The organism is Sporosarcina sp. P20a (genome assembly GCF_002743175.1).
Lineage (GTDB): Bacteria > Bacillota > Bacilli > Bacillales_A > Planococcaceae > Sporosarcina.
Genome location: NZ_PDYT01000001.1, coordinates 365,672 through 392,354 on the forward strand (window position 1 = coordinate 365,672; position 26,683 = coordinate 392,354).

General features: G+C 40.0%; 35 protein-coding genes. 18 read left to right on the top strand and 17 right to left on the bottom strand.

Translation table 11 applies throughout. The features are described 5' to 3' along the window. Window positions 1–22: 22 nt before the first annotated feature. On the bottom strand, window positions 23–265 hold the full coding sequence (locus CSV72_RS01845) for a hypothetical protein (RefSeq protein ID WP_099634145.1): 243 nt from the start codon (window positions 263–265) through the stop codon (window positions 23–25). Window positions 266–364: 99 nt separating this feature from the next. Here CSV72_RS01845 and CSV72_RS01850 point away from each other — a divergent pair, with 99 nt between their 5' ends. From CSV72_RS01850 to CSV72_RS01860, 3 genes are read left to right on the top strand one after another with little or no spacing between them, the layout of a single operon-like run. After that, on the top strand, window positions 365–1,135 hold the full coding sequence (locus tag CSV72_RS01850; protein ID WP_099634144.1) for a metal ABC transporter ATP-binding protein: 771 nt from the start codon (window positions 365–367) through the stop codon (window positions 1,133–1,135). Continuing rightward, on the top strand, window positions 1,132–1,962 hold the full coding sequence (locus tag CSV72_RS01855; RefSeq protein ID WP_099676852.1) for a metal ABC transporter permease: 831 nt from the start codon (window positions 1,132–1,134) through the stop codon (window positions 1,960–1,962). Before CSV72_RS01850 ends, CSV72_RS01855 begins: the two co-directional genes overlap by 4 nt. A gap of 25 nt (window positions 1,963–1,987) precedes the next feature. Then, window positions 1,988–2,404, top strand: a complete 417-nt coding sequence (locus tag CSV72_RS01860) for a Fur family transcriptional regulator (protein ID WP_099634142.1) — start codon at window positions 1,988–1,990, stop codon at window positions 2,402–2,404. Window positions 2,405–2,469: 65 nt separating this feature from the next. On the opposite strand, the gene CSV72_RS01865 is transcribed toward CSV72_RS01860, so the two are convergent. The 5 genes from CSV72_RS01865 to CSV72_RS01885 form a co-directional block, all read right to left on the bottom strand. After that, window positions 2,470–3,219 (bottom strand): sulfite exporter TauE/SafE family protein, encoded by a 750-nt coding sequence (locus tag CSV72_RS01865; RefSeq protein WP_099676853.1) that lies wholly within the window; start codon window positions 3,217–3,219, stop codon window positions 2,470–2,472. A gap of 138 nt (window positions 3,220–3,357) precedes the next feature. Beyond that, the gene (locus tag CSV72_RS01870; RefSeq protein ID WP_099676854.1) at window positions 3,358–3,948 is read right to left on the bottom strand and encodes a 5' nucleotidase, NT5C type; all 591 of its coding nucleotides are present in this window, start codon (window positions 3,946–3,948) and stop codon (window positions 3,358–3,360) included. Continuing rightward, window positions 3,945–5,072, bottom strand: a complete 1,128-nt coding sequence (gene ispG, locus CSV72_RS01875; RefSeq protein WP_099676855.1) for a flavodoxin-dependent (E)-4-hydroxy-3-methylbut-2-enyl-diphosphate synthase — start codon at window positions 5,070–5,072, stop codon at window positions 3,945–3,947. Before ispG ends, CSV72_RS01870 begins: the two co-directional genes overlap by 4 nt. Before the next feature lie 55 nt (window positions 5,073–5,127). Further along, window positions 5,128–5,472, bottom strand: a complete 345-nt coding sequence (locus CSV72_RS01880; protein WP_099634138.1) for a hypothetical protein — start codon at window positions 5,470–5,472, stop codon at window positions 5,128–5,130. Between the two features lie 46 nt (window positions 5,473–5,518). After that, a complete protein-coding gene (locus CSV72_RS01885) occupies window positions 5,519–6,022 on the bottom strand; it encodes a DUF1189 family protein (RefSeq protein ID WP_158232115.1) in 504 nt (167 codons plus the stop codon). Window positions 6,023–6,264: 242 nt separating this feature from the next. On the opposite strand from CSV72_RS01885, the gene CSV72_RS01890 reads away from it, so the two are divergent. The 4 genes from CSV72_RS01890 to CSV72_RS01905 all read left to right on the top strand — a co-directional run bounded on the left by CSV72_RS01890 (window position 6,265) and on the right by CSV72_RS01905 (window position 11,345). Next, a complete protein-coding gene (locus CSV72_RS01890; protein ID WP_099634136.1) occupies window positions 6,265–7,896 on the top strand; it encodes a Na/Pi cotransporter family protein in 1,632 nt (543 codons plus the stop codon). Between the two features lie 20 nt (window positions 7,897–7,916). Beyond that, window positions 7,917–8,399 carry a DUF456 domain-containing protein gene (locus tag CSV72_RS01895; protein ID WP_099676856.1) on the top strand — a complete coding sequence of 161 codons (483 nt, stop codon included), beginning with the start codon at window positions 7,917–7,919 and terminating at the stop codon, window positions 8,397–8,399. Window positions 8,400–8,486: 87 nt separating this feature from the next. Beyond that, window positions 8,487–9,095: a superoxide dismutase gene (locus tag CSV72_RS01900; RefSeq protein WP_029054514.1), complete on the top strand. Its 609-nt coding sequence runs from the start codon at window positions 8,487–8,489 to the stop codon at window positions 9,093–9,095. 99 nt (window positions 9,096–9,194) lie between these two features. Further along, window positions 9,195–11,345, top strand: a complete 2,151-nt coding sequence (locus tag CSV72_RS01905; RefSeq protein WP_233191044.1) for a peptidoglycan D,D-transpeptidase FtsI family protein — start codon at window positions 9,195–9,197, stop codon at window positions 11,343–11,345. A gap of 50 nt (window positions 11,346–11,395) precedes the next feature. Here CSV72_RS01905 and CSV72_RS01910 read toward each other — a convergent pair whose 3' ends face one another. After that, on the bottom strand, window positions 11,396–11,845 hold the full coding sequence (locus tag CSV72_RS01910; protein WP_099676857.1) for a hypothetical protein: 450 nt from the start codon (window positions 11,843–11,845) through the stop codon (window positions 11,396–11,398). After that, on the bottom strand, window positions 11,842–12,201 hold the full coding sequence (locus CSV72_RS01915) for a hypothetical protein (protein WP_099676858.1): 360 nt from the start codon (window positions 12,199–12,201) through the stop codon (window positions 11,842–11,844). Before CSV72_RS01915 ends, CSV72_RS01910 begins: the two co-directional genes overlap by 4 nt. Window positions 12,202–12,373: 172 nt before the next feature. Here CSV72_RS01915 and rpmG point away from each other — a divergent pair, with 172 nt between their 5' ends. From rpmG to CSV72_RS01940, 5 genes are all read left to right on the top strand, one after another. Continuing rightward, window positions 12,374–12,523 carry a 50S ribosomal protein L33 gene (gene rpmG / locus CSV72_RS01920; RefSeq protein ID WP_029054517.1) on the top strand — a complete coding sequence of 50 codons (150 nt, stop codon included), beginning with the start codon at window positions 12,374–12,376 and terminating at the stop codon, window positions 12,521–12,523. Window positions 12,524–12,578: 55 nt separating this feature from the next. After that, window positions 12,579–13,163 carry a 5-formyltetrahydrofolate cyclo-ligase gene (locus tag CSV72_RS01925; protein ID WP_099676859.1) on the top strand — a complete coding sequence of 195 codons (585 nt, stop codon included), beginning with the start codon at window positions 12,579–12,581 and terminating at the stop codon, window positions 13,161–13,163. Beyond that, window positions 13,156–13,341, top strand: coding sequence for a YqgQ family protein (locus CSV72_RS01930; RefSeq protein WP_099634130.1), 186 nt, complete (start codon window positions 13,156–13,158; stop codon window positions 13,339–13,341). Before CSV72_RS01925 ends, CSV72_RS01930 begins: the two co-directional genes overlap by 8 nt. 125 nt (window positions 13,342–13,466) lie before the next feature. Continuing rightward, a complete protein-coding gene (locus CSV72_RS01935; RefSeq protein WP_099676860.1) occupies window positions 13,467–15,362 on the top strand; it encodes an LTA synthase family protein in 1,896 nt (631 codons plus the stop codon). 72 nt (window positions 15,363–15,434) lie between these two features. Next, a complete protein-coding gene (locus CSV72_RS01940; RefSeq protein ID WP_099676861.1) occupies window positions 15,435–16,454 on the top strand; it encodes a YqgU-like beta propeller domain-containing protein in 1,020 nt (339 codons plus the stop codon). Between the two features lie 151 nt (window positions 16,455–16,605). Here CSV72_RS01940 and CSV72_RS01945 read toward each other — a convergent pair whose 3' ends face one another. Next, window positions 16,606–16,788, bottom strand: coding sequence for a DUF2759 family protein (locus CSV72_RS01945; protein WP_029054522.1), 183 nt, complete (start codon window positions 16,786–16,788; stop codon window positions 16,606–16,608). 158 nt (window positions 16,789–16,946) lie between these two features. Here CSV72_RS01945 and CSV72_RS01950 point away from each other — a divergent pair, with 158 nt between their 5' ends. Then, window positions 16,947–17,582 (top strand): MBL fold metallo-hydrolase, encoded by a 636-nt coding sequence (locus CSV72_RS01950; protein ID WP_099676862.1) that lies wholly within the window; start codon window positions 16,947–16,949, stop codon window positions 17,580–17,582. Window positions 17,583–17,643: 61 nt separating this feature from the next. Here CSV72_RS01950 and CSV72_RS01955 read toward each other — a convergent pair whose 3' ends face one another. After that, on the bottom strand, window positions 17,644–17,886 hold the full coding sequence (locus tag CSV72_RS01955) for a DUF2626 domain-containing protein (protein ID WP_099633587.1): 243 nt from the start codon (window positions 17,884–17,886) through the stop codon (window positions 17,644–17,646). A gap of 344 nt (window positions 17,887–18,230) precedes the next feature. Between CSV72_RS01955 and comGA the strand changes: the two genes are divergently transcribed. Genes comGA through CSV72_RS17245 form a run of 3 tightly spaced genes read left to right on the top strand, consistent with a single transcriptional unit; the run spans window position 18,231 to window position 20,350 of the window. Further along, window positions 18,231–19,235, top strand: a complete 1,005-nt coding sequence (gene comGA, locus CSV72_RS01960; protein ID WP_099676863.1) for a competence type IV pilus ATPase ComGA — start codon at window positions 18,231–18,233, stop codon at window positions 19,233–19,235. Continuing rightward, window positions 19,222–20,274 (top strand): competence type IV pilus assembly protein ComGB, encoded by a 1,053-nt coding sequence (gene comGB, locus CSV72_RS01965; RefSeq protein WP_158232116.1) that lies wholly within the window; start codon window positions 19,222–19,224, stop codon window positions 20,272–20,274. Before comGA ends, comGB begins: the two co-directional genes overlap by 14 nt. Window positions 20,275–20,287: 13 nt before the next feature. Further along, window positions 20,288–20,350 carry a prepilin-type N-terminal cleavage/methylation domain-containing protein gene (locus CSV72_RS17245; RefSeq protein WP_099677124.1) on the top strand — a complete coding sequence of 21 codons (63 nt, stop codon included), beginning with the start codon at window positions 20,288–20,290 and terminating at the stop codon, window positions 20,348–20,350. An 88-nt stretch (window positions 20,351–20,438) separates the two neighbouring features. Here CSV72_RS17245 and CSV72_RS01975 read toward each other — a convergent pair whose 3' ends face one another. The 7 genes from CSV72_RS01975 to CSV72_RS02005 all read right to left on the bottom strand — a co-directional run bounded on the left by CSV72_RS01975 (window position 20,439) and on the right by CSV72_RS02005 (window position 25,844). Then, on the bottom strand, window positions 20,439–21,593 hold the full coding sequence (locus tag CSV72_RS01975) for a tyrosine-type recombinase/integrase (RefSeq protein WP_158232117.1): 1,155 nt from the start codon (window positions 21,591–21,593) through the stop codon (window positions 20,439–20,441). A gap of 2 nt (window positions 21,594–21,595) precedes the next feature. Beyond that, window positions 21,596–21,757 carry a hypothetical protein gene (locus CSV72_RS16630; RefSeq protein WP_158232118.1) on the bottom strand — a complete coding sequence of 54 codons (162 nt, stop codon included), beginning with the start codon at window positions 21,755–21,757 and terminating at the stop codon, window positions 21,596–21,598. Between the two features lie 22 nt (window positions 21,758–21,779). Next, a complete protein-coding gene (locus CSV72_RS01985) occupies window positions 21,780–22,283 on the bottom strand; it encodes an ImmA/IrrE family metallo-endopeptidase (protein ID WP_099676867.1) in 504 nt (167 codons plus the stop codon). Between the two features lie 83 nt (window positions 22,284–22,366). Next, complete coding sequence (locus tag CSV72_RS17250; protein WP_369802872.1) at window positions 22,367–23,062, bottom strand: thermonuclease family protein; 696 nt, start codon at window positions 23,060–23,062, stop codon at window positions 22,367–22,369. Between the two features lie 421 nt (window positions 23,063–23,483). Next, window positions 23,484–24,578 carry a DUF4236 domain-containing protein gene (locus tag CSV72_RS01995; protein WP_099676869.1) on the bottom strand — a complete coding sequence of 365 codons (1,095 nt, stop codon included), beginning with the start codon at window positions 24,576–24,578 and terminating at the stop codon, window positions 23,484–23,486. 85 nt (window positions 24,579–24,663) lie between these two features. Next, window positions 24,664–25,389 (bottom strand): tetratricopeptide repeat protein, encoded by a 726-nt coding sequence (locus CSV72_RS02000; protein ID WP_099676870.1) that lies wholly within the window; start codon window positions 25,387–25,389, stop codon window positions 24,664–24,666. Window positions 25,390–25,493: 104 nt separating this feature from the next. After that, window positions 25,494–25,844 carry a helix-turn-helix domain-containing protein gene (locus CSV72_RS02005; protein ID WP_099676871.1) on the bottom strand — a complete coding sequence of 117 codons (351 nt, stop codon included), beginning with the start codon at window positions 25,842–25,844 and terminating at the stop codon, window positions 25,494–25,496. Between the two features lie 153 nt (window positions 25,845–25,997). On the opposite strand from CSV72_RS02005, the gene CSV72_RS02010 reads away from it, so the two are divergent. Together CSV72_RS02010 and CSV72_RS02015 are read left to right on the top strand one after the other, a co-directional pair. After that, complete coding sequence (locus CSV72_RS02010; protein WP_099676872.1) at window positions 25,998–26,234, top strand: helix-turn-helix transcriptional regulator; 237 nt, start codon at window positions 25,998–26,000, stop codon at window positions 26,232–26,234. Between the two features lie 147 nt (window positions 26,235–26,381). Next, entirely contained in the window at window positions 26,382–26,672 is a 291-nt protein-coding gene (locus CSV72_RS02015) for a helix-turn-helix domain-containing protein (protein ID WP_099676873.1), read from the top strand. Window positions 26,673–26,683: the final 11 nt, after the last annotated feature.

A 26,683-nucleotide genomic window follows, 5' to 3' on the forward strand; every position in this document is an offset into this window, starting at 1 on the left:
TGCGTACCCGCAACGCTTTTTTCTATTGTAGTTTATATTGTTCCAAATACAGCATGGTTTTCTCATAGCCAATGATCGAAGTGATTTTTTCGATAAATACGGACGGAATACCTGTAAACAACCAAGTGAATGAAACTTCATCCAGCAAAGGTCGTAGCTGCTGCACCTCCTTTGTAGACAACTCCACACCATAACTTGCCGCGTAATGTACTGCTTCCTGATCGGGCAACTGTTTAATTTCCTGAATTAACTGAAGTAAATCCATCTTCATCATTTCCTTTCAATTGGTTGTATCCCTCCGCGTCTTACTATATAATTCATAAAGTAATCGGAATGATTCCGAATTAAAGGAAGGGATATGTATATGACAAATTCCATTATTAACTTAGAGCATATATCGCATAAATTTAATCACTCTGTTGCGCTTTCTGATGTCAGTCTAGAAGTGAAACAAGGGGAGTTTTGGGCGTTAATTGGTCCAAACGGTTCGGGTAAATCTACATTATTAAAGATCATATTAGGGTTGTTGAAACCGTCTCAAGGTACCATTGAACTGTTTGGTGGGCCGATCGATTCGTTTAACCAACAACAAAGAATTGGTTACGTCTCTCAAAAATCCAATGCATTTACGACGCAGTTCCCAGCAACTGTCTTGGAAGTCGTGAAGAGCGGTTTAACGAGTAAAAAAGGACTTTTCAAGCGGTTCGATAAAGAAGACGAACAGCAAGCCCTTGATGCGCTACATGTAGTGAAAATGGCTGATCGTAAAGATGAAAGTATAGGTGATCTCTCGGGAGGTCAGCAGCAGCGTGTCTTCATTGCGAGAGCCCTCGTAAGTCATCCGGATTTACTGATCATGGATGAGCCGACAGTCGGAATCGACAGACAAAATGTAGAATCCTTCTATTCTATGCTTAGCGAATTGAATCGTGAGTACGGAATAGCGATTTTACTCGTGACACATGAAATCGATGTCGTGACAAAGCTTGCAACACATATCGCGTGCTTGAATCGATCTATCCATTTCCATGGTGTCCATGCAGACTATGAAAAAATGAGTGAGGCGGAATTGTCCGGCTGGTACGGTCATCCTATTCGTCGGCTCCATCAAAAAGAAACGGAGCCGGTTAGATGATTGAAGCTATTTTCACATATGAGTTTTTACAAAATGCTGTACTATCTGGACTGATTATCGGCTTGATCGCCCCGATGCTAGGATTGTTTATCGTAGTGCGTCGTATGGCGATGATTTCAGATGCACTTAGTCACGTAGCACTCGCAGGGATTGCAGGCAGTCTCTATTTAAGTCAGCAAGTATTGTTCTTCGCGGCGCTTAACCCAGTGTATTTAGGGATGGGGGCAGCTGTAATCGGCTCTTTGTTGATTGAGCGATTGCGTAGAGTGTATAAAAGCTTTGAAGAACTGGCGATTCCGATCATTTTATCTGCCGGTATTGGTTTTGGGGCAATATTTATATCCCTTGCCAAAGGTTTCGGTACAGATTTAGTCGGTTATTTATTTGGTTCAGTGTCCGCTGTAAGTCGGCAAGATTTATACATTGTTATTTTTATTGCTATTATTGTGATTGCCTTTATCTATTTCTTATATAAAGAGTTATTTTCATTGGCATTTGATCCAGAGTATGCGAGAGTGTCTGGGATTAATGAACGCGTTATTCAAGCGGCGTTTATGATTATCACAGCGCTAGTCATTGGTGCATCAATGCGAATCGTTGGAATTTTGCTAGTATCTTCGTTGATGACATTGCCTGTGGCAGCGGCTATTCAAGTGGCTAAAAGCTATAAGGGTGCACTAGTATACTCGGTAGTATTCGGGGAAATCGCTGTGATCATTGGACTGATATCTGCGTTTTACTTAGATATCGCGCCTGGCGGGACCATTGTAGTTACGTCAGTGTTCATTTTACTGTTAGTACTTTTATGGAAAAAAGTACGGTCATAGGCAGCAGGAAAGGTGGCGTTACGATATGTCGATAGATGAAGCATGGGATATTCTATTGAAATATGATTATAAACGAACAAAGAACCGAGAAATATTATTGCGGTTTTTTGATGATGCGGATCGCTATGTCACGGCTATGGAAGTTCGCGTAGCGGTAGAACGGGATAATCCGGGTATTAGTTTTGATACAATCTACCGGAATCTTGCCATGTTCTCGAAGCTTGGTATTTTAGATGAAACAGAACTGAACGGCGAGCGACTTTTCCGTATGCAGTGTGCGACGGATCATCATCACCACCATTTTATTTGTACAGCGTGTGGTGGCACGAAATCCATTCCAATTTGCCCGATGGATAGTGTAACGGTAAATTTGTCAGAGTATGTAATAGAAGGGCATAAGTTTGAGATATACGGCAGATGTCCGAAGTGTAAGGTAGGATAGTTTGAATAGAAAAAGGCAGTACATCATTATGTTTATGATGTGCTGCCTTTTTTATTGAATAGTATTCAAATGGAAGTAAGTGATAAAATCGCTCCTAGGAGTGCTAGTAGAAGAAATACATACCGTATAAATTTTTCATTTGGAATACGACGTTGTATAAAAATACCAAGCCATGTTGCGAGTATGACAGTGGGGAAAGAGTAACCGTATAATATAAAAACATCTTTTGACCATAGACCTCCCAAAGCCTGTCCAGCAACTATAAATGTACCTGTAATAAGAAAATGGGCTTGCAAGGTTCCGCGAAAGCGCTTTGGTTCCCAACGTCTTAACGTACCATACACGACTACGGGCACACCGTGAGTATTATAAGCGCTTCCAAGCACACCGGACACAAATCCAACTGGCCATGACCAGAACTTCGCCTTCAGTCTTTCTGTAGCAAAAGTATGTTGTAATAGACTCTTGCCAAATGAATACAAACCATAAAGAATTAAAAAGATCCCGAGCGCAATAGTTATTAGCGTATCGGGAATTTTGACGACCAATACGATACCTACGGGGATTCCTGCTAAAGCACCTATGACTAGGCGAAGTAAAGCTTGACGGTCCGCATGACGCCATTCCGAAACTACGGTAAATAATGCCACCGTGAGTCCCACCAAACCTATTAAAGCGATAGAAGTATGTAAATCTACTGATAGTAATGCGAGCAAGGGCATACTGACAACTGCTTCACCAAAACCGAATGTAGCACGCGACAAAGCACCAATAAATACGGCAATGATTACTAATACAATTAGATGGATAGACATGAATTAAAAACCTCAATCTACTATATTACGTACTAATAATGTACTAGGTTTTATTATACATGTGAAGTTAAAAGTAAGATGCGAATATACAAGAAGACTATAAAAAAAAGAGCACCGCAATATGCGATGCTCCAGCAATCATTTACTCTTTATCATTTCCGTTGCATGAAACAACTGTCTAACGTACTGATCAGCTTGTTTCCAATTGGCTACTCGTATAACACCTTCAGGAATCGGATCCTGGTTATAAGGAGTATCAAATAAGAACACCGGAATATCCAACTCTTCGTGGATACCTACTGCATTGTCATGCTTGTCTTCGAAGAATACATCTACGTTGAATTGCTTAGCCGTCTCAATTTTATGATGCGTGCCAATCAACTCTACGTGGTCATAAGGTATTTGTTGCTCGTGAAACCAGTTCGTCGTAGACTCGAGTACATTCGGTCCACGGGCTGAAATATAATACAACTCGAACTGCTTCTGCCAATTGGTCAATACTTCTTTTGCGAATTCTTGAGCAGGGGAAGTCTGATAGATCAGTTCTTCCGTTTCTTTGTACCATTGCCCAAACTGTTCGGGGTCCACATCAAACGCTTTCGTCAAATCATATTCTTTAATATCCGCGAGTGTCAGATTAGAACCGAAACGCTTGTTGATATGGGGAAGCAGGGCAGTGGGTGTAGTTACCGTCCCGTCAATGTCGATCCCGAAACGTATATCCCTCATTCAGAAACGCTACCTTGTGCTGCAAGTGCCTCTTCTTGTCTTTTCTTCTCAAAATATTCCTCGGCTAAAATGTCGATTTCCTTTTTCAATTCTTCGACCATTGTCTCTTCTGGAACTTTTCGGACTGTTTTACCATGCATGAAGAGCAATCCTTCACCACGAGCACCAGCAATACCAATATCTGCTTCACGGGCTTCACCTGGGCCGTTGACCGCACAGCCAAGAACTGCTACCTTCAACGGTGCTTTAATGTTCGAGATATATTCTTCTACTTCATTAGCAATGGAAATTAAGTCGATTTCGATACGGCCGCATGTTGGGCAAGAAATTAATGTTGCCGAGTTGGAAGATAAACCGAATACTTTCAGTAACTCTTTCGCTACTTTGATTTCTTGAACCGGATCCGCACTTAACGATACGCGCATCGTGTTACCGATACCTGCGGATAGAAGAGAACCAAGTCCCGCTGCGCTCTTAATCGAGCCTGCGAATAGTGTACCGGATTCTGTAATACCTAAGTGCAATGGATAATCGAATGCCGCAGCTGCAAGTTTATATGCTTCGATCGCCAAGTTAACGTCAGATGCTTTAAGTGACACGATAATATCATGGAAATCCAAGTCTTCAAGGATTTTGATATGATGCAATGCACTTTCAACCATACCTTCAGCGGTAGGGTAGCCGTACTTCTCAAGAATTTTTCTCTCAAGTGAACCTGCGTTGACACCGATACGAATTGGAATACCCTTCGCTTTTGCTGCATTAACAACAGCTTCAACTTTCTCTTTACGGCCAATATTACCTGGATTGATACGTATTTTATCTGCACCTTGTTCAATTGCAATCAATGCTAATTTATAGTCAAAATGAATATCCACTACTAGCGGAATATTGATTTGCTTTTTGATTTCTCCAATAGAATACGCAGCGCGCTCATCGGGACATGCTACACGTACGATTTGGCAGCCTGCATCTTCCAAACGTTTAATTTCTGCAACTGTTGCTTCGACATCATGTGTTTTTGTCGTTGTCATGCTTTGCATAAACAGCTCATTGCTTCCCCCGATAGTCAAATTACCAACTTTTACGGGACGAGTATTGGAACGATGAATCATTTCAGTCATTATGTCTCTCTCCTTCAAATGAGTAAATACCATCATAAAAAGATGGAATATAAAATTATCCTTTGTCGCCTTCTTCGCAAACAGATTCTACTTGTTCACCGATCGGCAACTTGATTTTTTCGCCTGCTACAAACTGTTGGCGTTCAAGATGAGGGTTCATGGAATAAAATTGCTCCAACCTCTCAAGAAAGTTTTGTGTTGAATCTGGGTATAATGCGAATAACGATTCTATTGTATCACCTTCAACCACTCGAATGGCAATTGAATGATTCGGCGTTTCCTCTATACAGGACGATTCATCTTCAAAAAAGGCTGCAAGAGGGATTGTCCCTTCTGTTAAATCCATTCGAACAAAATGAACTGTGCAAAATACAGCAAGTGCGATTAGTAGAATTCTCATCATGCATCCCTCCTGCACTACACTATGCAGACAAGGGGAAGTCTATTCATCTTGGTTGTTTTGGATAATAGACTGCTGCTCTCCAAACGTAGAGTAGATGGACTACCGACGCGATCCACAAGCTATAAGGTTGCATAGGAGGAACAAATTCAAATGCCATCGTCAGCAAGATTGGTAATGTTGCAGCAATCGCTGCTGTTCGCCACATAAAACGAAATTCGCCACGGCGATGCAATAGTTTCAATAGCACTACCCCTATGATAGCAAAAATACTGATGCGAATAAATAAATACGACGTAATAATGACCAATTGCAGCACAAATGCGATTGGATAGATCAAAAAGCCGATCGTTTCGCCGATTTCCGCTAATTCAGGAGACGACTGGAACAGTGTATGATCGCCTACTACAAATTGCAAAAATGATACGCCGGTGTAAAGAAAGATAAACACAAATATGTATTGAATGACTTTACCGATCGATAACAAGCGGAATGCTGCAAGTTTTTTGGGTTCATGTAAAGAAGCTTTAAAAATTTGATGGAATTTCACTGAGCCGGCCTCCCTTTCTACATATAGTCTACCATTTATTTAAAACATACTGCTTTGCAGAAATTTCGACATTCTTATGACAATTCATTGCTGCATTGTTAAGGTGATGTAAAGATTGCAGTAGGATGCTTTACAATTGACGTATATACCTCTCATAATAGGTTGAAACTTCACGACGATTGTAATGAGTGAAGGGCAGTTAGAAATCATACATAAAACGTTTGATGGAGGTTGACAATTAAATGGAAGTGAACTGGCAAGAAGTGGTGTTCCAATTTCTTGGGGGCTTAGGAATTTTCCTATTCGCAATTAAGTACATGGGGGATGGATTGCAAAAGGCTGCAGGGGACAGACTTCGTGCAATCTTAGACCGTTTTACTACCAATCCATTTATGGGAGTTCTTGTCGGTATTATCGTAACAGTGTTAATTCAATCTAGTTCTGGAACAACTGTTATTACAGTCGGTCTGGTAAGTGCCGGATTTATGACACTCCGTCAGGCAATCGGCGTCATCATGGGCGCCAATATCGGTACGACAGTGACTGCGTTTATTATTGGTTTAGATGTCGGCGCATATGCATTACCGATCATGGCATTCGGTGCCTTCCTGATTTTCTTCGTCCGTAAAGCTAAAATCAAGAACCTAGGAGAAGTCATCTTCGGCTTCGGGGGATTATTCTTAGGACTTGAATTAATGAGTGACGGAATGAAGCCTTTACGTTCATTAGAAGCATTTGCTGATTTCACACTAGCAATGAGTGAACATTCACTGCTCGGCGTAGTAGCGGGAACGATCTTCACACTGGTCGTACAAAGCTCCAGTGCGACTGTCGGAATCTTGCAAGGTCTCTTCGCTGAAGACTTGGTTACAATGAAAGCCGCATTACCGATTCTCTTTGGCGATAACATCGGTACGACAATTACTGCAGTACTTGCGGCACTCGGTGCATCTGTTGCAGCAAGACGAGCAGCAGCTGTACACGTACTATTCAATATCGTCGGTACCATCGTATTTATGATCCTGCTCATACCATTTACGGCTTACGTTGAATGGATGGCGAGTGCCTTGAATCTCGAAAGTAAAATGCAAATCGCATTTGCGCACGGTTCATTTAACATCGCCAACACGGTTCTACAATTTCCATTCATTGGCGCTTGGGCTTATCTGGTCACTAAGATGATACCAGGCGAGGATGTCACGATTGAGTATAAACCGAAACATCTTGACCGTCGCTTCATCACACAATCACCGGCCGTCGCAATTGGACAAGCCAAAGAAGAAATTGTCCGGATGGGTGATTTTAGTGTCCGTGGTCTTCAAGAATCATTTGAATATTTGAAGACAGGTCAGAAAAAGTATGCAGAAACAGCGTATCAAATTGAAGATGCCATCAACAATCTCGATCGCAAAATTACAGACTACTTAGTAGAAGTATCCGTAGTTATCGTGTCGCCAGCTGAATCTGGTCGTCACGTCTTATTAATGGATACTGTCCGTGATATCGAGCGAATAGGTGATCATTTCGAAAACATCATTGAGCTAATCGATTTACGTGAAACTAATAAATTGAAGCTGACAGATGATGCAATGGAAGATCTAACTGAAATGTTCACATTGACAATCGAAACCGTTCAAAAAGCGATTGAATCATTAGATTCAGACGATACAGATCTAGCACGTATCGTTTCAGAGAAAGAAGATTTAATCGATAATATGGAACGTCGATTCCGTAAAAATCATATCGTCCGTTTAAATGAAGGACATTGTAGTGCACAAGCTGGTATGGTGTTTGTCGATATCGTTTCGAATCTTGAGCGAATTGGTGACCACGCAGTAAACATTGCGGAAGCGATTTTAGGTAAGCACGCATAATAAAATAAGGAGTGACAGCTATGTTATGGATCGGTTGGACATTAGCAATTATCATGTTCGCGATCGCGTTTGTCGGATTGATCTACCCTGTCATTCCATCTGTTGTGTTTTTATTGGCAGGCTTCCTGCTTTATGGCGCGCTTGTTTCATTTGAGGAGTTAACGTGGTTATTTTGGGTAATCCAAGTATTATTCGTTTTGTTATTGTTCGGAGCGGATATGATCGCCAATCTCGTCGGTGTCAAACGCTTCGGTGGCAGCAAGGCGGGAATGTGGGGAAGTACGATTGGACTGCTTATTGGTCCATTCGTCATTCCGGTGGTGGGTATTCTAGCTGGACCTTTTATTGGTGCAATCATTGCAGAACTCATTTTCACACGTGTAGGGATCAAACAAGCTTTCCGTACAGGAATCGGCTCTGTCATTGGTTTTCTGACATCAGTTGCTGTAAAAGGTACTATTATGGTGGTCATGATTGTCATTTTTCTATTTTTTCTCCGTTAACAGTCCATTTTCTTTGAATGCTGACTCATATTTTGATAATGTGAAGAGGTAGGGCAAAACAGAGATAATTTAGAGGAGGAATGGAAAATGGCTTATACATTACCAGAACTACCATACGCATACGATGCGTTGGAGCCACACATCGACAAAGAAACGATGAACATCCATCACACGAAACACCACAACACGTATGTAACGAACGTGAACAATGCACTAGAAGGTCACGAAGAACTTCTTAACATGCCTGTTGACGAATTAGTTGCAAACTTGGACAAAGTTCCAGAGGACAAGCGTACAGCAGTCCGCAATAACGGTGGTGGGCACTCTAACCACTCATTGTTCTGGACAATCCTTTCACCAAACGGTGGCGGCAACCCAACTGGGGAAGTTGCAGAAGCAATCGACAAGAAGTTCGGTAGCTTTGATGCTTTCAAAGAAGAGTTTGCTAAAGCTGCAACAACTCGCTTCGGTTCAGGTTGGGCTTGGCTTGTTGTAAACAACGGTGAAATTGAAGTAACATCAACTCCTAACCAAGACTCACCTTACATGGATGGTAAAACACCATTACTAGGTTTGGACGTTTGGGAGCATGCATACTACTTAAACTATCAAAACCGTCGTCCTGACTATATTTCAGCATTCTGGAACGTAGTAAACTGGGATGAAGTAGAAAAGCGTTACCAAGACAATAAGTAATTGAAACCCGACACACATCTAGTTCGTCTAGATGTGTGTTCTTTATTATTTTCATGCTATAATTCTAATACATAAACTTCCTGAGAAAGGAGATTCCTGTTGAAGAGAAACCAGAAAAAGACGGAGCCGCCAAAAACGGGTCAACGTCAACATATTGCATTTCGAATGAATTTTTTATTTGTAGCGATTTTTGTCCTTTTTTCCTTACTCATATTCCGTTTAGGTTATATGCAAATCGTCAAGGGGGAAGATTATGCACGCAGTCTTGAACGAACCGAGGAGATTGCGGTCAACACGAGCACGCCGCGTGGAAGAATCTTCGATCGCTCGGGAAAAGTACTCATAGACAATGAAGCGAAAAACGCTATCACGTATACGAAAACATCTTCCACGACGACGAAAGAAATGCTTGCGCTGGCAAGAAAAATCGCGAAGTTGATCGACCAAGATACTCAACGCGTCACAATAGGCGATAAGCGAGATTTCTGGATATTATTAAATCCTGTAAAAGCAGCTGATAAAGTACCTAAGAAAGAGCAAACTGAGCTCAGTAAAGATGACAATAAATCTCAGAAAGATGTCCAACGGGAAATAAATCAGCTGACACGCGACCGAATCACAGATGAAGAACTAGCTACTTTGTCTGCGGAAGATTTAGAAGTACTCGCTATTTATCGAGAAATGATGGCAGGTTACGCCTATTCGCCACAAATCATTAAAAGCGATGGTGTGACTGATAAAGAACTAGCTGTTGTTTCTGAAAGATTGGATCAACTGCCGGGCGTCAATACGACTACGGACTGGGATCGGGTCAAGAAATCCGACAGTGCGATTCTCGGTTCCACAACAAGTCCGGTAGAAGGGATTCCGCGTTCTCACTTAGACTATTTCCTGGCGAGAGACTATTCCCGTAATGATCGCGTCGGAAGAAGTTATTTGGAAGCGTATTACGAAGACTTACTGAAAGGCCAAAAGACGATTGTGAAAAATGTCAAAGACCGCACAGGAAAAGTCGTTGAAACGAAAACGGTGAAAGAAGGAAAGCCAGGTAAAGATTTAATCCTGACTACAGATACAGATTTACAGAAGGCGCTCGAAGATGTCGTATCCAATAAATTATTGCGTTTAAAACAAGGTCCGAATACAGGTGCGTTGGACTCGGCATTCCTTGTCATGCTAGATCCGAATAACGGAGAAATCTTGTCGCTTGTCGGTAAGAAAGTACTAAAGGATGAATCGACAGGACGGTGGGCGATACAGGATTACACATATGGTACGTTTACTTCAGCGTATGAAGTCGGATCAACAGTGAAATTGGCGACGATGCTTACAGGTTATAATGAAGGTGCTGCAAAAATTGGTGAAGTTAAAATTGACCAACCAATCAATATTGGCGGCAGATACAAACGATCATTGTTTAATCCGAATGGTCGAGTGGCATTAAACGACATTTCCGCTATTGGTCGTTCTTCCAACGTATATATGTTCCGCATAGCGATGGGCTTAGGAAAAGCGACATACCGACCAGGACAAGGATTACCAATCGACAAGAAAGCCTTTGATACATTCCGCGAAAACTTTGCGGCATTTGGCTTAGGCGTCAAAACAGGAATCGATTTACCTGGAGAATATACAGGGGTAACCGGTACTGAAACAGTCCCTGGGAAACTGCTTGACTTCTCAATCGGACAGTTTGATACGTATACTCCTCTGCAAATGGCGCAATATGTTGCAACTATTGCTTCTGACGGCAATCGAATAGCACCGAAGATTTTGAAAGAAATTCGTGAACCATCTCCGGATGGGGAAGTGCTTGGCGAGTTGGTTGAGGAAACACCTGTGAAAGTGTTGAATCACTTGAAAAACTCTCAAGAGGAAATCGATCAAGTGAAGAAAGGTATGAATTATGTATACTATGGCGCGAACGGTACAGCTTCTGGATTACTAGCGGGTGCACCCTATACAGGAGCAGGAAAGACGGGTACAGCGGAATCCTTTTATTACACAGGTAATAAATCCAACCCAGTTATTCCGACGATTAACCTTTCTCATGTAGGGTATGCCCCTGCAGACAAACCTGAAGTTGCGTATTCAGTTATCATTCCGTATATTTCCACGAATACGAAACGCTATCCATCCGCCACAGCAAGTGAAATCGCCAAAGAAGCACTTGATGTATATTTTGAACAAAAAAGACAGAGAAACTCGAAGGCTGACGACGCATCTCCGGATATGAGAATACAGAAATAAACAACATCAATACAAAAAAGACGAAAACCATTTGGTTTTCGTCTTTTATATTATAAGCGCAAAAAGATTCTGGCGATTTCAGGGAAGCGCATATCAGAGCGTAATTCATATGTACCGGTTTTAATTTTTCGTGTATATTCATTTTCAATTATATACAGTTCAAATTCTTCAGCGTTCTTTATTAGCTTCTCGTTTTCTAATTCGCGCGATAGCTCGGCCGGTGTAATACCTGCTTTTACGGTAAAACTCTTTGTGATAATTTCATCCGCTTCATTTTCATCTGGAATCGTTTCTTGTTCAGCTTCTGGTTTACGAATAGCTTCTTTCCCAGACAGGGTTTGTGAAATAGCAAGTTCCTTTTTAAGGATAGCTATATCTTCTTTGGAATCAGCCAATTGTTTTTTCAATGAACCTTCTGATGTTTGTTGCTGTACGAAATACAGAATACCGCCAGCTATCAAACAACCAATACCTACGGCGCGCAATATTTCCTTGATCATGACAACCGCACTCCTTTAGAATGTAGCACTTCCGTTACTTCCTTTTCACTAAGTGAAGCGCGTTTTGCAATCTCAGGGACTGTGTAGCCTTGTTTGTGAAGTGATATGATTTGATTGACAATAATTGCGTGTATTGTTTTTTGAGGTGCTGGAGCAATAGGCTCTGAAGCTGGGGATGCGACCATCAATTCTTCTTCCAGCAAACGTACTCTCTTTTTTAGGTTACTCGTCTCTTGATGCAAGCTGATCGATACATTTTCCAACTCATCATCTATTGCGCGAGCCTTATTGCCCACGAAAAACGAGAGAATGACAGCCAATACACCGATGCTGAGTAATAGTAAGGGGATATCCATACTGTTCCCTCCCAAATAACTAGAATTTCCTTCATAATACCATAAGCACATGATGAATGATATTTGAAACTTTTTGCTGTACAACGATTGATTCTATGGTATAATATATTAGTCGTATAGATCATGCTCATGTTTTACTTATATCTATAGCTATTGAGTGGGAGGGACAGTAATGCGCGTAAACGTAACACTCGCTTGTACAGAATGTGCAGAGCGTAATTATATTACTAAGAAAAACAAGCGTAACAATCCAGAACGTATTGAAATGATGAAATATTGCTCACGTGAAAAAAAGCAAACTTTGCACCGTGAAACGAAATAATCATTAAAACCAAAACCTGCTTCGGTTTTGGTTTTTTCTTACGGGAGGTAGTACAGTGGAAAAGCAGCATCTTCGAAAACAGGTTATACAGCAATTACATCAATTAACTCCATCTGATCACGAACGGAAATCAGCCATTATTACAGATAAAGTTCTTGCTTCGGATGAATTTAAGTATGCAGAGACAATCGGAATCACATTATCAAGGTTTCCGGAAGTGGACACGCATCGTTTGATAGAAACCGCCTGGCAAGCCGGGAAGCGAATTGCTATTCCACGATGTATTTCTTCTACGAGAGAAATGGATTTTCGTTTGATTGATTCATTTGATCAAACAGAAGTAGTGTACATGGATTTAAAAGAACCGAAAATAGATTTGACAGAGTCTATAAGACCGGAAGAAATTGATTTACAAATTGTACCAGGTGTCGTATATTCAGATACAGGTTACCGTATTGGATTCGGTGGCGGTTACTACGATCGTTATTTGATAAATTTTCCATTTGAAACAATTTCACTGGCATTTGACTGTCAAATCAGCCATAATATAGTTAGGGAGCCGCACGATGTTCCGGTGTCCTATATTTATACAGATGAACATATTATAGATTGTCAGAAAGCTCGTGAAGCGAATGAATGAATTTTATGACGTGATGAAATTGCTTAAACGTTTTGGTGTAATCATCTATACAGGCAATAAAAGACAGGATAGCATGATCATGGAGTCCGAGGTCAAAGAACTGTATGACCATCAATTCATTGATCAACAAACTTATATTCAAGCATTGCTTGTTTTAAGAAGAGAGCAAACTAGCTAGTGGCTAGTTGATATTATACGAACTACTCATTCCTCTTCTTATGTGAAACTTTTCACTCAGTCAAACGTCTAAATATATGATGACTATTAAAACAGTATCTAAACGAAACGAAAGGAAGAGATGGAATGAGAAAATTTTCATGGCCTAAGCATTCCGTACTCATTATCGCAGTAATCGCAACTTGGTTGACTACCTATATCGGGTATTTCACCAGTTTCAATATGAAGATCGATAATGCTATGCAACAATTTATCTTACTAATTAATCCCTTAGCATTTCTAATGTTTATTTATGGGGTTGCTTTATTTATTAAAAAGACGAAAACACGTAACCGATATATTTTAGCGGTTAGTTTTATCACATCATTTGTCATGTTTGCCAATGCTGTGTTCTATCGTTTCTTTACGGACTTTATTACACTGCCTCTATTGTTCCAGACAAGTAACTTTGCAGATTTAAGTTCTTCCATTACTGAGAATTTACGACTTCTTGACCTATTCTTTTTCTCAGATGTCTTGATTATTTTAGTGGCTATGCGATTCGTTAAGCAAGGACCCGTTCAAGAATCTAGCCGTAAAATGGGACGCAAAGTATATTTCGCAGCAGCTGCTACGTTGATGATGTTCAACTTGGCACTTGCAGAAGCTCAGCGCCCACAGTTATTGACGAGAAGTTTTGACCGAGAATTGCTTGTTAAAAATATCGGTACGTATAATTATCATCTATATGATTTATTCGTACAATCGAAATCCCATGCACAGCGTACATTTGCTGATGGTACGGAATTGACGGAAATAGAAAACTATGTCAAAGCCAACCACGCACAACCAGATCCGAAAATGTTTGGTTCTGCAAAAGGCAAAAACGTCATTCTTGTTTCACTTGAATCTTTACAAAATTTTGTTATTAATAATGATATGGATGGGCATGAAATCACTCCATTCTTAAATGAATTAACAAACGATAAAGATACATTCTACTTTGACAATTTTTATCAACAAACTGGATTAGGTAAAACGTCCGACTCCGAGTTTATTGTAGAGAATTCATTATATGGACGTAACGGTAGTGCAGTATTCTTTACACACAGCGGTAACACATATAACTCGCTTTCTGAACGACTTGGTGAGAATGGGTATGCTACAAGTGTTATGCATGCTAACAGCAAGAGTTTCTGGAACCGTGATATTATGTACAAAGCACTTAATGTACAGAAGTTCTATGATGTAGATAGCTACACAATTGGTGAAGATGAAGCTGTCAACTGGGGAATGAAAGATATTCCTTATTTCCATCAATCTGTTGATTTGATGAAAGATATTAAGCAACCATTTGCTACACGAATGATTACACTAACAAACCATCACCCATTTGATTTGGATGAACAGGATAAATTAATTCCTGAATACACATCAAATTCCAACACGTTAAATAAGTATTTCCAGACAGTTCGATATATGGACGAAGCGGTTAAGGAGTTCTTTGATGACTTGAAGGAAAGTGGTTTGTATGAAGATTCGATTATCATCATGTACGGAGATCACTATGGTATTTCCGAAAACCACAATAAAGCAATGGGTATGTATATGGATAAGGAAATTACACCATTCGATAATGCAGAACTTCAAAAGGTTCCATTGTTCATTCATATGCCAGGGTCCGGTGAGGGTAAGCAAATGCATGAGCTCGGCGGACAGGTAGATATCCGTCCTACCGTTCTTCACCTACTAGGGATTGATACGAAAGCAGATATGCAATTCGGTTCTGATTTATTCTCACCTGATCATGAACCATTCGTCATTTTCCGTGACGGCCGTCTTATCACAGACAAAAATATTTACGCACAGGAAGTTTGCTATGACATTGAAACAGGTGAACCATCACAAGATGAAGCGCAATGTAAGCCGTATATTGAGCGTGCCAACACTGAATTGAATTATTCGGATACTATCATCAATGGTGACTTGCTTCGATTCAAAGAAAGACCAGATGGCAGTCCTGAAATGAAAGAAAGTAAATAACTTGATGAGCTGCGCGGCGCCTATGCCGTGCAGCTTTTTTTAACTATAAACTAACGGTAGGGAAGTGAAAAAATGAAGAAAATACTTATCCCTGTAGTATGCACATTTTTTTTAATAGCATGTACGCAATCTGAGGATCTTGAAACTGAAGAGCAACCAGTAGAAAATCAAACTGAGTCATTAGAAACACTTACGGCTTCGCAAGATGATGTGCGTTTTGTTGTAGGTTGGTTGAATGAAACAGCGATTTTGTTCGTCGATCACAAAGATGATGAAGACCGTCTGCTGTCTTTTGATTTGAAGACAGGAGACATACATACGTTATTTACGGCTACTGCAACGATTTCTGAAGTGCAAGTACATCCTACTGCTTCGCAACTGCTAGTCAAAACAGCAGAGGATTCAACGGAAGCTATCATACATATAGTCGATCATGCGGGTGTACCACTAAATCAAATATCGGTAGAATCCTCTGAACTTGAAATTCAATGGAATGGTATCGATGCTTCCCAAATACTAATTACGGCATTCTCTGATGATTGGAACTACGAGATTATGCGCTACGACGCAAATGACGATACATTGGTCGCGGTGGAGCTCGCTGATCCATTTCCTCGGTGGCTAGGTACTGAAGAGTTGGTGTACATGGGAGAAACAGATGTATTGAAACAATCACTGTCTACAGGAGAAGAAACCACGCTCGCGAATAACGCCAACCAATTCTATTCAGCTACAGATCAGGTATTAATTGAATCATTCGAAGATGAGCAGATACGATATGCAGTTCTAAATACTACTGGGGAAGAGAAAAACTCTTGGTTGGTTGAAGATGATTCATTCGTGATGGATCGTGCTGTATTTCCAGATACACATACATTGTTGATGACGATTACCAATCAAACCGAGATGATGCCAACCAGTTTTCTAGTGAAGATAAAAGACGGCAAGGAAGTGAAGCGTCAAGAGCTACCTGAAGGCGGCTCGCTAGATTGCAAAGGTAATAAGTGTTTGACAGGGTATAGTCTGGATACTTGGATTGATATTGAGACTGGCGAGATGGTGAAGTGGTTAGAGATGGAGCCAATTGAATAAGCGCTATTATAAACGCTGAGATCCTATCTAGGGGGACTAAGATGCTAGTTGGAGCATATCCTTCAAAGTGTCGAACCTCCCTGATATCGATTCGTAGAACCAAATAAAATAAGGACATCCCCAATGAAGGGGTGTCCTTATTTTTTGGAACTTATTTGTGTAGTTGTGGCGGGTATCCAGAATATATGACAGTAGCGATCGTAAATCCTCCGATAACTACAACCGTTACCACATTGAAAACTATACTTAACAGATTCCGCTCTTTAAAAGCTTGGACCGTTCCAAAGACTGCTAAAATTGCAATCAATCCAAAAATGATGACTAATAAATTCATTGAGTAGACACTCCTTTCAACATTGAAAAAATGAATGCCATAAAGCGATATTCCTCCTCTATTGTACTGTTAATGAATCGTTTTGTCGAGATTAAATAATGACGATTATTTGAAGTTTGTGTCCAGATTCATTAATATTAGACAAAGAGGTGAATTAAATGAGGATACATATACATCCGTTAGGTCCAATTCAGACGAATTGTTACATAGTGGAAGATGAAAAGAAGAATTGTTTAGTATTCGATCCAGGTGAAGATGCAGAGGCGTTATTATCGGAAATACGAAAGTTATCGCTGAAGCCTGTTGCCATTTTACTAACGCATGCACACTTTGATCATATCGGTGCATTGGAAAAGATTCGAAACGCTTATGATATCCCAGTGTATTTGCATGTGGCGGAAAAGAAATGGCTTGCGAACCCGGAATTGAACGGTTCAGCTAAATATCCTGTATTACCTGATGTCATTTGTAATCCTGCAGATGTGCTACTTCATGATGGGAAGCAATTGGAAGTAGGTCCATTTAAGATGGAGACACGTCATGTGCCAGGACACTCTCCAGGAAGCGTTTGCTACATCTTTCAAGATGAAGGGTTTGCAATCGTAGGGGATACGCTGTTCCAAGGTAGCGTAGGTCGTACGGACTTGCCTGGAGGCAATACAGAAACGTTGCTCAAAGCGATTCACGAACAGTTATTGTCACTGGATGACGAGATGTTAATTTATCCTGGGCACGGACCTGCGACAACACCAGGAATCGAAAAAGATCAAAATCCCTACTTACACGGGTTTTAATAAAAATTAAGCAAACAAAAAACAGCTTTCCATTGTGGAAGCTGTTTTTTGTATGTACGGATTAGTGTCCTCCGCCAGGTACGTGAATGAAAATTGAATAGTAACTGAAACCAACCATGAAGATCATCAGGTATGCTCCGAATAGGTAAATATACATACGCTCTGATAGCTTCAAGTATCCAAGTAGAATAAAGAAGACTGTACCTGCTACCATAAGTAAAGCAGCTGGAATCATATTTCCTACATAGAACATTACCGCAAAAATACCTGACCAGAATCCTAAAAGTTTAAACATATTATCCATCTAAGAATCCCTCCTTCACAACATTACAATAAGCTCTTATCCATTATAATAGAACGTAAGCCTAAAAGTAAACTCCAATCGATTTTACATTGTGTCAAAAGAGTGTACTTGTACGAACGGATTAAGATAGTAGCTGATTACAGTATAACAGAACCTATGGTGAAAATAATATGAAAATTGATTTTTGGTATCGAATTGTCGTAAAGAAATGAATTATGACTCCATAATGACCTTGAAAAATGAATTCACATAAATGTAGTGCGTTTTCAAACAATTCATATTCCGTATATACTTCCTTTTAAGATGAAAAGTGGTCTTTTGTCGAATGGAGAAAGGGGAGAACTATGGAAACTGAACAGAACCCTATAGAAAAAACTTGTTTACAACTGCTTGAGAAAGCTATTTCGTCCGAAGCGACAGATATTCATTTTGTGCCTACAACAGAGGGATACGACGTGACGATTCGCAAGCACTCGTATTTTTCGAAAATCGGTCAGTATCCTCATACACTAGGCGGTCGCTTAATTTCATTTTATAAATTTTTATCTGCTCTAGATATTAGTGAACAACGTCGCCCTCAAAGTGGTTCCTTCCACAGGTCTTTCTTAGACTGTAACTTCTCTTTTCGTGTCTCGACGATTCCCTCTATTCAATTGAGGGAAAGTGTCGCAATCCGTATTCAGAAACATGATAAAATCGTTCCGCTCAACCAGCTATGTCTGGATCCTGAATGGACGCAACAATTGGCGGAAGCCGCTGCTAGCAAACAAGGACTGTTTCTTGTGACCGGACCTACTGGCTCTGGTAAAACGACTACATTGTATTCTTTGACTTCCCATTGTGTATCCGAACTCAGACGTCATGTCATTTCACTCGAAGATCCTGTAGAGAATAATCATAGTCATCTGCTACAAATTCAAGTGAATGAACGTTCGGGTATTACATATTCTGCTGGGCTGAAAGCAATTTTGCGTCATTCTCCTGATGTTATCATGATTGGTGAAATACGAGATGCAGAGACAGCTAAAATTGCAGTTGAAGCAGCGTTGACAGGACACTTAGTTCTCAGCACAATCCATGCGAAAGATCCTGTAGGGTGCTTGTATCGTTTACTAGACCTCGGTATTCATGTAGAAGAACTTAGACAGACCATTATCGCAATCTCCGCTCAACGACTGATTACTCAACAGTCTGGAGAAACGGCAGCGGTTTTTGAAATATTGCAGGAGTCAGATCTGCAAATAGCCACGGAATCAATGGTCAATGGTATACGTTTTACGACACCTATTCATAAGAAAATTGAAGTACAGCAAGCTTTGTATGAAAAGGTGCTTTATGGATCGGATTAAATTAATCAGTTCATCTTCCAATAAAAAATTAACAAAGCCAGCAGAGTTTCTAGTGCGACTTTCAGTGTTACTACAAGAAGGCTATACCTTTCATGAAGGACTCATTCTGATCTTGCCCTATCATACGAAAGAGTATGAGGAGAAACTTCGACAAGTAGAAGAGGAGTTGAAAATGGGATATGGTGTATCGCATATATTGAAGAGTTTAGGTTTCGGTAAAAGTATAATGTTGCCGATTGTTATTGCAGAAGTGGACGGCAACTTGATACGTGCGTTGAAAGAGGTAGCGGATCGTGTCAACCGAAAGACAGAGAAGCAGAAACAGATACGAAAACTATTGGCATATCCTAGTGTTCTGTTTTCTTTCTTATTAATCTTATTAGTAGCGTTCCGGCAATTTTTCTTGCCGAATTTTGAAGCGTTGACTGTAATGCGGGCGAATGAGGATGGAGGAATCGTTCAATTACTACCGAAACTCGTTTCATCTATACCAGATCTCTTGCTAGCTGTTGCCATTATATTTGCTGTTGGTTTTCTTTTAGTTCGATTATGGTTAAAAAAGTTGTCTCCATCTGACGTTCTACACTATGTATTAAAAGTCCCTGGAGTCAAAACTTTCTACAGTGAAATGAAAACTAGAGACTTCGCCAGTGAACTCGGAAGTTTGTTGCAATCTGGACTTTCCTTGCAACGCGCATTAGCTGTTCTAACCGAGCAGACAGAGGATCCAATATTATCGGTTATCACTAACGAACTTAGTGAATACGTCATTTATGGTGAATCTTTACATGAAGCAATCCGTTTAACAGATGGTTTATCGCCACGGCTCGCAGATTTTGCGAAACACGGTGCGGATACCGGATACTTACCGAAAGAACTTATGCTATATAGCGAACATACGAGTGAGCAATTGGAGGAGAAAGCCAATCAATGGTTAACGATAGTACAGCCTGCCTTATTTGGTGTCCTGGCAGTTTGTATTTTATTATCCTATTTATCTATTTTATTGCCTGTCTATAAAATGATCGACAGTATCTAAAGGAGGAGTAGATTTGCTGAAGAATGAAAAAGGTTTTACATTAATCGAAATGATGATCATTTCAAACGTTAGATAGAGGAAAGTGCGCTAAAACAATGTTGGCGCACGTTTATAGACAGCTACTTAAGATGAAAAACCACTGAAAAACCACATTTATTTTGATTTTAGATAAATTGAAGGAAATACTCATTAATTTTGTCGTCACTTTGCTTCTGCATTTTTTTCGTAACGTGCGTGTAAATGTCGAGCGTGATATTTATATTAGAATGACCAACGCGCTCCATAATAACAGGAAGATCCACACCAGCTTCGACGAGCATGGTGATATGCGTGTGTCGTAGAATATGAGTGCCGCTCACATCTTTGATTCCATATGCTTTGTAGATTTTATTAAACACGGCACCAATCGTAACTGCACGGACCGGCTGCTCGCTCCGACCAGTGAAAACTAAATCTTGCCATTCAGACTTCGGATCTCGCAGACCGATCAACTTCTCTTTATTATATTGAACTTTCATTCTCTTTAATTCTTCAGCAAGTTCCTTATTAAACGATACTGTCCGATTGGAGTCTTCCGTTTTCGGTGGCATGAATTCAAACCCACCTTCATCAGCAGTCTTTTCAAATAGTGTCTTGCTGACAACGAGAGCATGCTTATCTAAGTCGATATCAGACCATGTGAGTGCTAATGCCTCTCCGACACGCAAGCCTGTAGACAACATGGTGAGCGCTAAGGAGTAAGCATTTCTTCTGCCGGACGATTTCACACCTGCCAGGAAGTTCTGGATCTCGTCTTTCTCAAGATACTTTTTCTTCGCATTAACAACTTGTTGTGACTTCTTGTTCGCCTTAGGAATTACAGTATCTTTCACAAAGTTTTTCTCGACGTAATTATTCTTTAAAGCATATTCGAACATTAGGTTCAATGCCGTTCGAGTCGAGGCAATATGGTGTTTCGATATATCCGTATCGCGCCTTTCAATCAAGAATTTCTGTATATCATCAATTTGTAGCTTGCTAATCATGTGTTTACCGTGCTTATCTATAAATGGACGCATGGCAACCGCTCTGGTCTTTACGGATGACGGCTTTACAGTTTCTCCATAAACACTTATCCACTCTTCATAGACTTCCTGGACGAGTCTTTTTTGCGGCTGTCTTTGTTTGGACAATTCGTCAGCTGCTAATTGCGCTCTTAGTGCTGCTTCCTTTTTGGTATCCCCGCGGCGCGTCACTTGTCGTCTCTGGCCAGTTAGGGGGTTAGGTGCGGCGTCAGTAGTGCAAGACCATTTTCCGTTACTTAGTTTTCTGCAGTACATATTCATTTCTCCTTTCGGTTGAAGTTCATATGATTATAATCTTTCCACTTACGCAGAGTGTTGTCTTCACGGATTTGATAATAAAGTTCACCGTCAACTTCTTTGAAATTAACGATGATTGGTATTCGAATCATATCCTCTTCCTGCAAAGGTTTTAGATTCATGGGAATTACCTCGTCTCTAGAATTAATAGGTATCAATTTGTTCTTCAACCTGAAAACCTCCTGTAAATTGTTTTCTTAAATAGCGATTTAATCGTTCTTCAGCAAACTTCAATTCAACATTGAAAAATTGAGTAATTACGTAAGCAGCAGCTTGTTGATCTGGCGGCAGTCGTATATGTTTCAACATAAATGTAGGAATGCAAAAGTGGTACATGAAGTTATCTGCCTGCCATTCTTGTAATTCCCTGAATGGGGGAGTCATATGCCCTTGGTGTCCGGAATGTCTTAATATGTGACAAAGCTCATGACCGAAGTCTTGCCAACGTTGCTGGCTATCTAGATCCCTGTTGATAAAAATATAGTATTGCTCTTGCCAATAAAAGGCTTCGCTTGGATCACTTGCGAGATAGATACGGATATCCAGTCGATCTGCAATAACATATTCATTTAATTGTGCTGGATTATTGATGGATAATCCAGTATATAAATTCTCAATGTAGTCCTCTAAGTGGCTATTTACGTACATCACATGACCGCCTTCGAATGTATGTTCTTTTTTTGTTTGAAAAGAAAAGCCTTTGAAAAGGCTCTTCTAAAACTATGGATTGTTTATCTTTCACAAGCGAAACCGTCTTTATCACGGTCCATTTTAGACTGATATGCCGGATGCCCTTGTGGCACGCCATTTGGGTATGTCTTTCTTAACTCTGTACAGTTTTGGAACCATTCTGTTCCCTGTGCAGGAGCCGCTGGCTTGGCTGCCGGTGGAGCAGGTACTACTGGTTGAGGTTTTGGCGCTGGTGCAGGAGTAACTGGTTTTTCTTTTACAACTTTTTGTTCGTTAAAACCACTATCGCTTGCGTAATTTTCAATAGACCAGATACCTAGCTTCTTTTCTTTTGCTACTACTTGTGATTGTTCGTACGGATCCAAGTGTCGTGTGTTTGGTGGATAAACATACGCCACACGAGCTAAACCTTCACTCAACAAAATCTTTTGAACGCTTTTTCCGTCCACATAAATATATGCTAGTAGTCTATCATACTTATCAAATCGTTCTCCTACGTCAAACTCAATTTCTAACTTTCCGCTTTCAATCAATTCTTTATTTCGAATCTTAGCTTCTTCACCAAATGGCTGTTTGCCTAATCTAGGGTGATTAGTTTCGGGTGTATCTATTAATAAGTATCTAACATTTTGCTCTTTCCCGTCATATATAATCTTGATCGTGTCGCCGTCGATTACCTTTACTAGTTCAACAGGAATTCTTGCTGTTGTGCCATCCGTTTCAGTCGGTTTATCCACTTTTGCTGGTTCATCTTCTTTAGTAGTATTGTTATCAGGAACTACAACCGGTACTGTTTTTTCAGCCGTTTCAGATTTCTTTTCTTTTGCCTTACTTTCTTCTTTTGGTCCCTTTTCAGTTTCTTTCGGATTTTCTTTCGCAACTTGTTCAGTTTCTTGTTTTTGTTCAACTTCATTGGATGTTTCTTCGGTGGAAGAGGAAGAGAAACCGGTAATCATAACAAGCAAACCAATAGCTATCAAAATACCTGGCATTTTAGATTTGGCACCCAACTTCCGATTTTGATACCAGTGATAAGCGGACCACGCTACTATTAAAAGACCAATAACGCCTATAATATTACTGAATAACCATTGAGCAATTGCGATTATTATAGCAAGAACAATAATTATTCCTAAACAACCTAATAAATATTGCATATTAATTACCCTCTAATCTTGATACTGGCTGGAAGCCTTTTGTTTTTAAAAATTTCATATGATGAAGGAATGACTGTACAGACTCACCTGGGTCAATAAACTCGTATTGAATTTCGTCCAATTGGTTCCTAGTGAAAAGTACTGAAAGTAAAACGTTTTCTTCTTCGACACCAGTTGCTGGATTCACTGACTTATCAATGCAGTGAACAAAAAGCGATTCAATAGGAAGTACAGACAGGCACTCTTTTGCGATTGCTAGGGCACCGCCTGTTACATACATGTATAACAACTCGTTACGTCGTCCTATTCCCATTTTTCGGGTAGACACTTTCCCTGTCTTTGTTAGGCTCTTTGTTTCGTAAGGGATAACAGCCTTTTCATTAACATTAAACTCTACATTTAGGATGTGGCTTTCGTCAGTAGCGTAAGCAGATACCATACTTCCCAATTGTAAAAGATTTTGAAAGGGTGCAAGTTCCCTCAATGCATTTATTAAGGCTTGCTTTTCATATGAAAGTACCTGTTTTGCGAGTTGTGTTCTACGATTCCAGTCATTTATTAATCCTTGATCTACTAGTTTCGCAGCAGGTATTTCTTCAGTTAAAATCCTTTTTCGTGCTTCTGTGCGCGAAAATAATTTATCAAGTAACGATGGTTTATATGTATTCAGTTTTTCCAAAGCGCTCTGCTCATTCGGTCCAGTCGAATCTTTTGAAAACGGCGGAGATTCTTCGTATACCAGGGCCCAATCAAAAGATTGAACGGGAACCACATGAATGGTAGTGATTAAATGAATTAAATCTTCGTATTCTTCAATTTCAGTAGTTCCAGATACAGCCTGGTCGACTAAAGAATTCTTGAAGGGGGCATTTTTCTTTGATGAGAATGAAGTTGGCTTTTTCTTGCCGGCGTTCGTGTTCAAACGCTTTTCATAGTACAAACCTGTTCCTGGTAAGGTAGCTCTCATTCTGGAACCGGAAGGTCCAGTGCCTACACGGAAACCTTTTACTCCTGTACTAACACCCACCCCACGTTTACTAATATTTAATCTTGTACCTTTGCCTAACTTTATGCTCTTCCTATAACCCCATCCCATAATAATCACTCCTATTAAACGATTTATAACTGTATCTAACGATAAATCTTTGTGCTGCACCTGTGTTACATTCCTAAACTTGAATTCATTGTACGAATTGAGGGTAGATAGTTTTGCCGTCTACTACATCTACTAATTTTTGATAATCAAAAGACTCCCATTTTATTTTATTCATAGTTTCTCTTGATAACCATGTGCTAAAAACTTCATCGTCGCTCACTTCTCCGTGTGTATTCTTCATAGGAAATGTGAGGGATATCCAAACCTCATTAATTTGTGAGTTTTTGGCTAACTCTAGGTAAATAGCTGTTGAATCTTCATAAAAACCTAAACCGATAGATTCGTCTGACCAACCATCTTTTCCTTTTGCTATAATAGTAATTACTTTTTCATCTTGATCATATTCAATTTGTGGAACTAATTCAGATGGATCGGTATAGTCGTCGTCAAACACCTTGAAAACGAAAGGAGCAACCTCTTTTTCGATAGACCCGTTTTCAAAGCCCGCTTCCCAAGTCTCAATTTCTTTTTGTCGTTCAGCCATTTTCTTAGCTTTCTTCTTTTCTTCCTTTTTCTTTCTCTCAGCTTTTTCAGTTTTGTTTATCTCGTGTTTTATTAAATTCAATTCTTTCTTAGCTTCTTTAAAATCTGGTTTTAACTCAATTGCCTTCTCATAATGTGCGACAGCTTGTTTGTTGTCTCCAGCTTCTGACGCTGCTTTCCCTAAGTCTCTTTCCTTCCCCCATTCGGCTTGGCCGCAAGCGGTCAGTAGAAGGATTGATAATGTGAAAAATACAACACCTCTTCTCATTCATATCCCTCCTAATCTATTTGTCTCACATACACTAATTAGTGAGATATAACTAAACTGGATGTAAAAATAAACACGGCTTATTACACCGTGTATTGCGAAGTTTATTTATTCTTACTATCACTTTTGATTATATCCCACATTTGTCGTAATTTGCGAAGGTCGTCTTCGTCGTTGTCTGGGAGCTGTCTATACCAGCGCTCCATGTCCGGATCGTTTGCGAAGGCGTGGAATTCATCATCTTCTGTCAATGTAGGATTATTAGACCTACCTAAAAGATAATCAGTGGTTATTTGTAATGCATTGGATAAAAGCACCAACATATCATTTGATGGCGTGCTATGTCCATTCTCATAATTACTAATCGTACTTTTTGTTGTATTTACTTTTAAAGCTAACTCATCTTGTGTTAACTTTCTGTTTTTTCGTGATTCTTTCAATCTTTGGGATAGCATTCGATCACCCCTAACTCTATTAGGTACAAGTATATTGTACATGATATGAATAAAGATTAATTAAAAGTACAAGATAATTGTATTTGATTGTTGACGTACAAGAATCTTGTATGTATACTAAAAGTACAAGTTATTCATACAGGAGGTGAGGTCATGAAAAACTTAAATTTAATAAACTCTAGAAAAGAAAAAGGTCTATCCCAAGAAAATCTCGCTACAATGCTTGGCTATAAAGGTAAGCAGTCAGTCGCTAACTGGGAGAACGGTCATATCTCTCCACCTTTAGAAACCGCACTTAAAATAGCGAGACTCCTAGAACAAGATATGTTCTTTTTGTTTGGTAGCTTAGTACAAGAATCTCATACTTTGAATGAAGAAAAAGTAATTTAATAAAACACCACTCACACCCAGTAAACTGCATTTGAATAGCCACCTTCGCCATGAACCAATTAGGAGAGCGACAAACAGAGTTAAAGAGCCGTGATTCGAGTTCAGTTTGATGGGTGTGAGAAAAGAATTCGGATAGGAGGGAGAAAGATGTCAGAAGTGATTGTAACAACGGCTACGCAATTAAACGAGCTCATCAGTGTAGCAGTAAATCGGGCAGTTGGTGAAGCTTTGCGTGAACGTCAACTACCAATCTTACTATCATTGCAAGAGGGTGCAGACTTGCTGGGTGTGAGTTACACAACAGTGCACCGTGCAACAAAAATTCAAGGCTTTCCAGTCACTCACGATTTCGGACACGCCAAGATCGTTACGGATCAGTTGCTCGAATGGATTAAGAAACGTAGTAATTATGAGTTGGTTTATAACTTCAGCGGATAAGAGGAGGAATA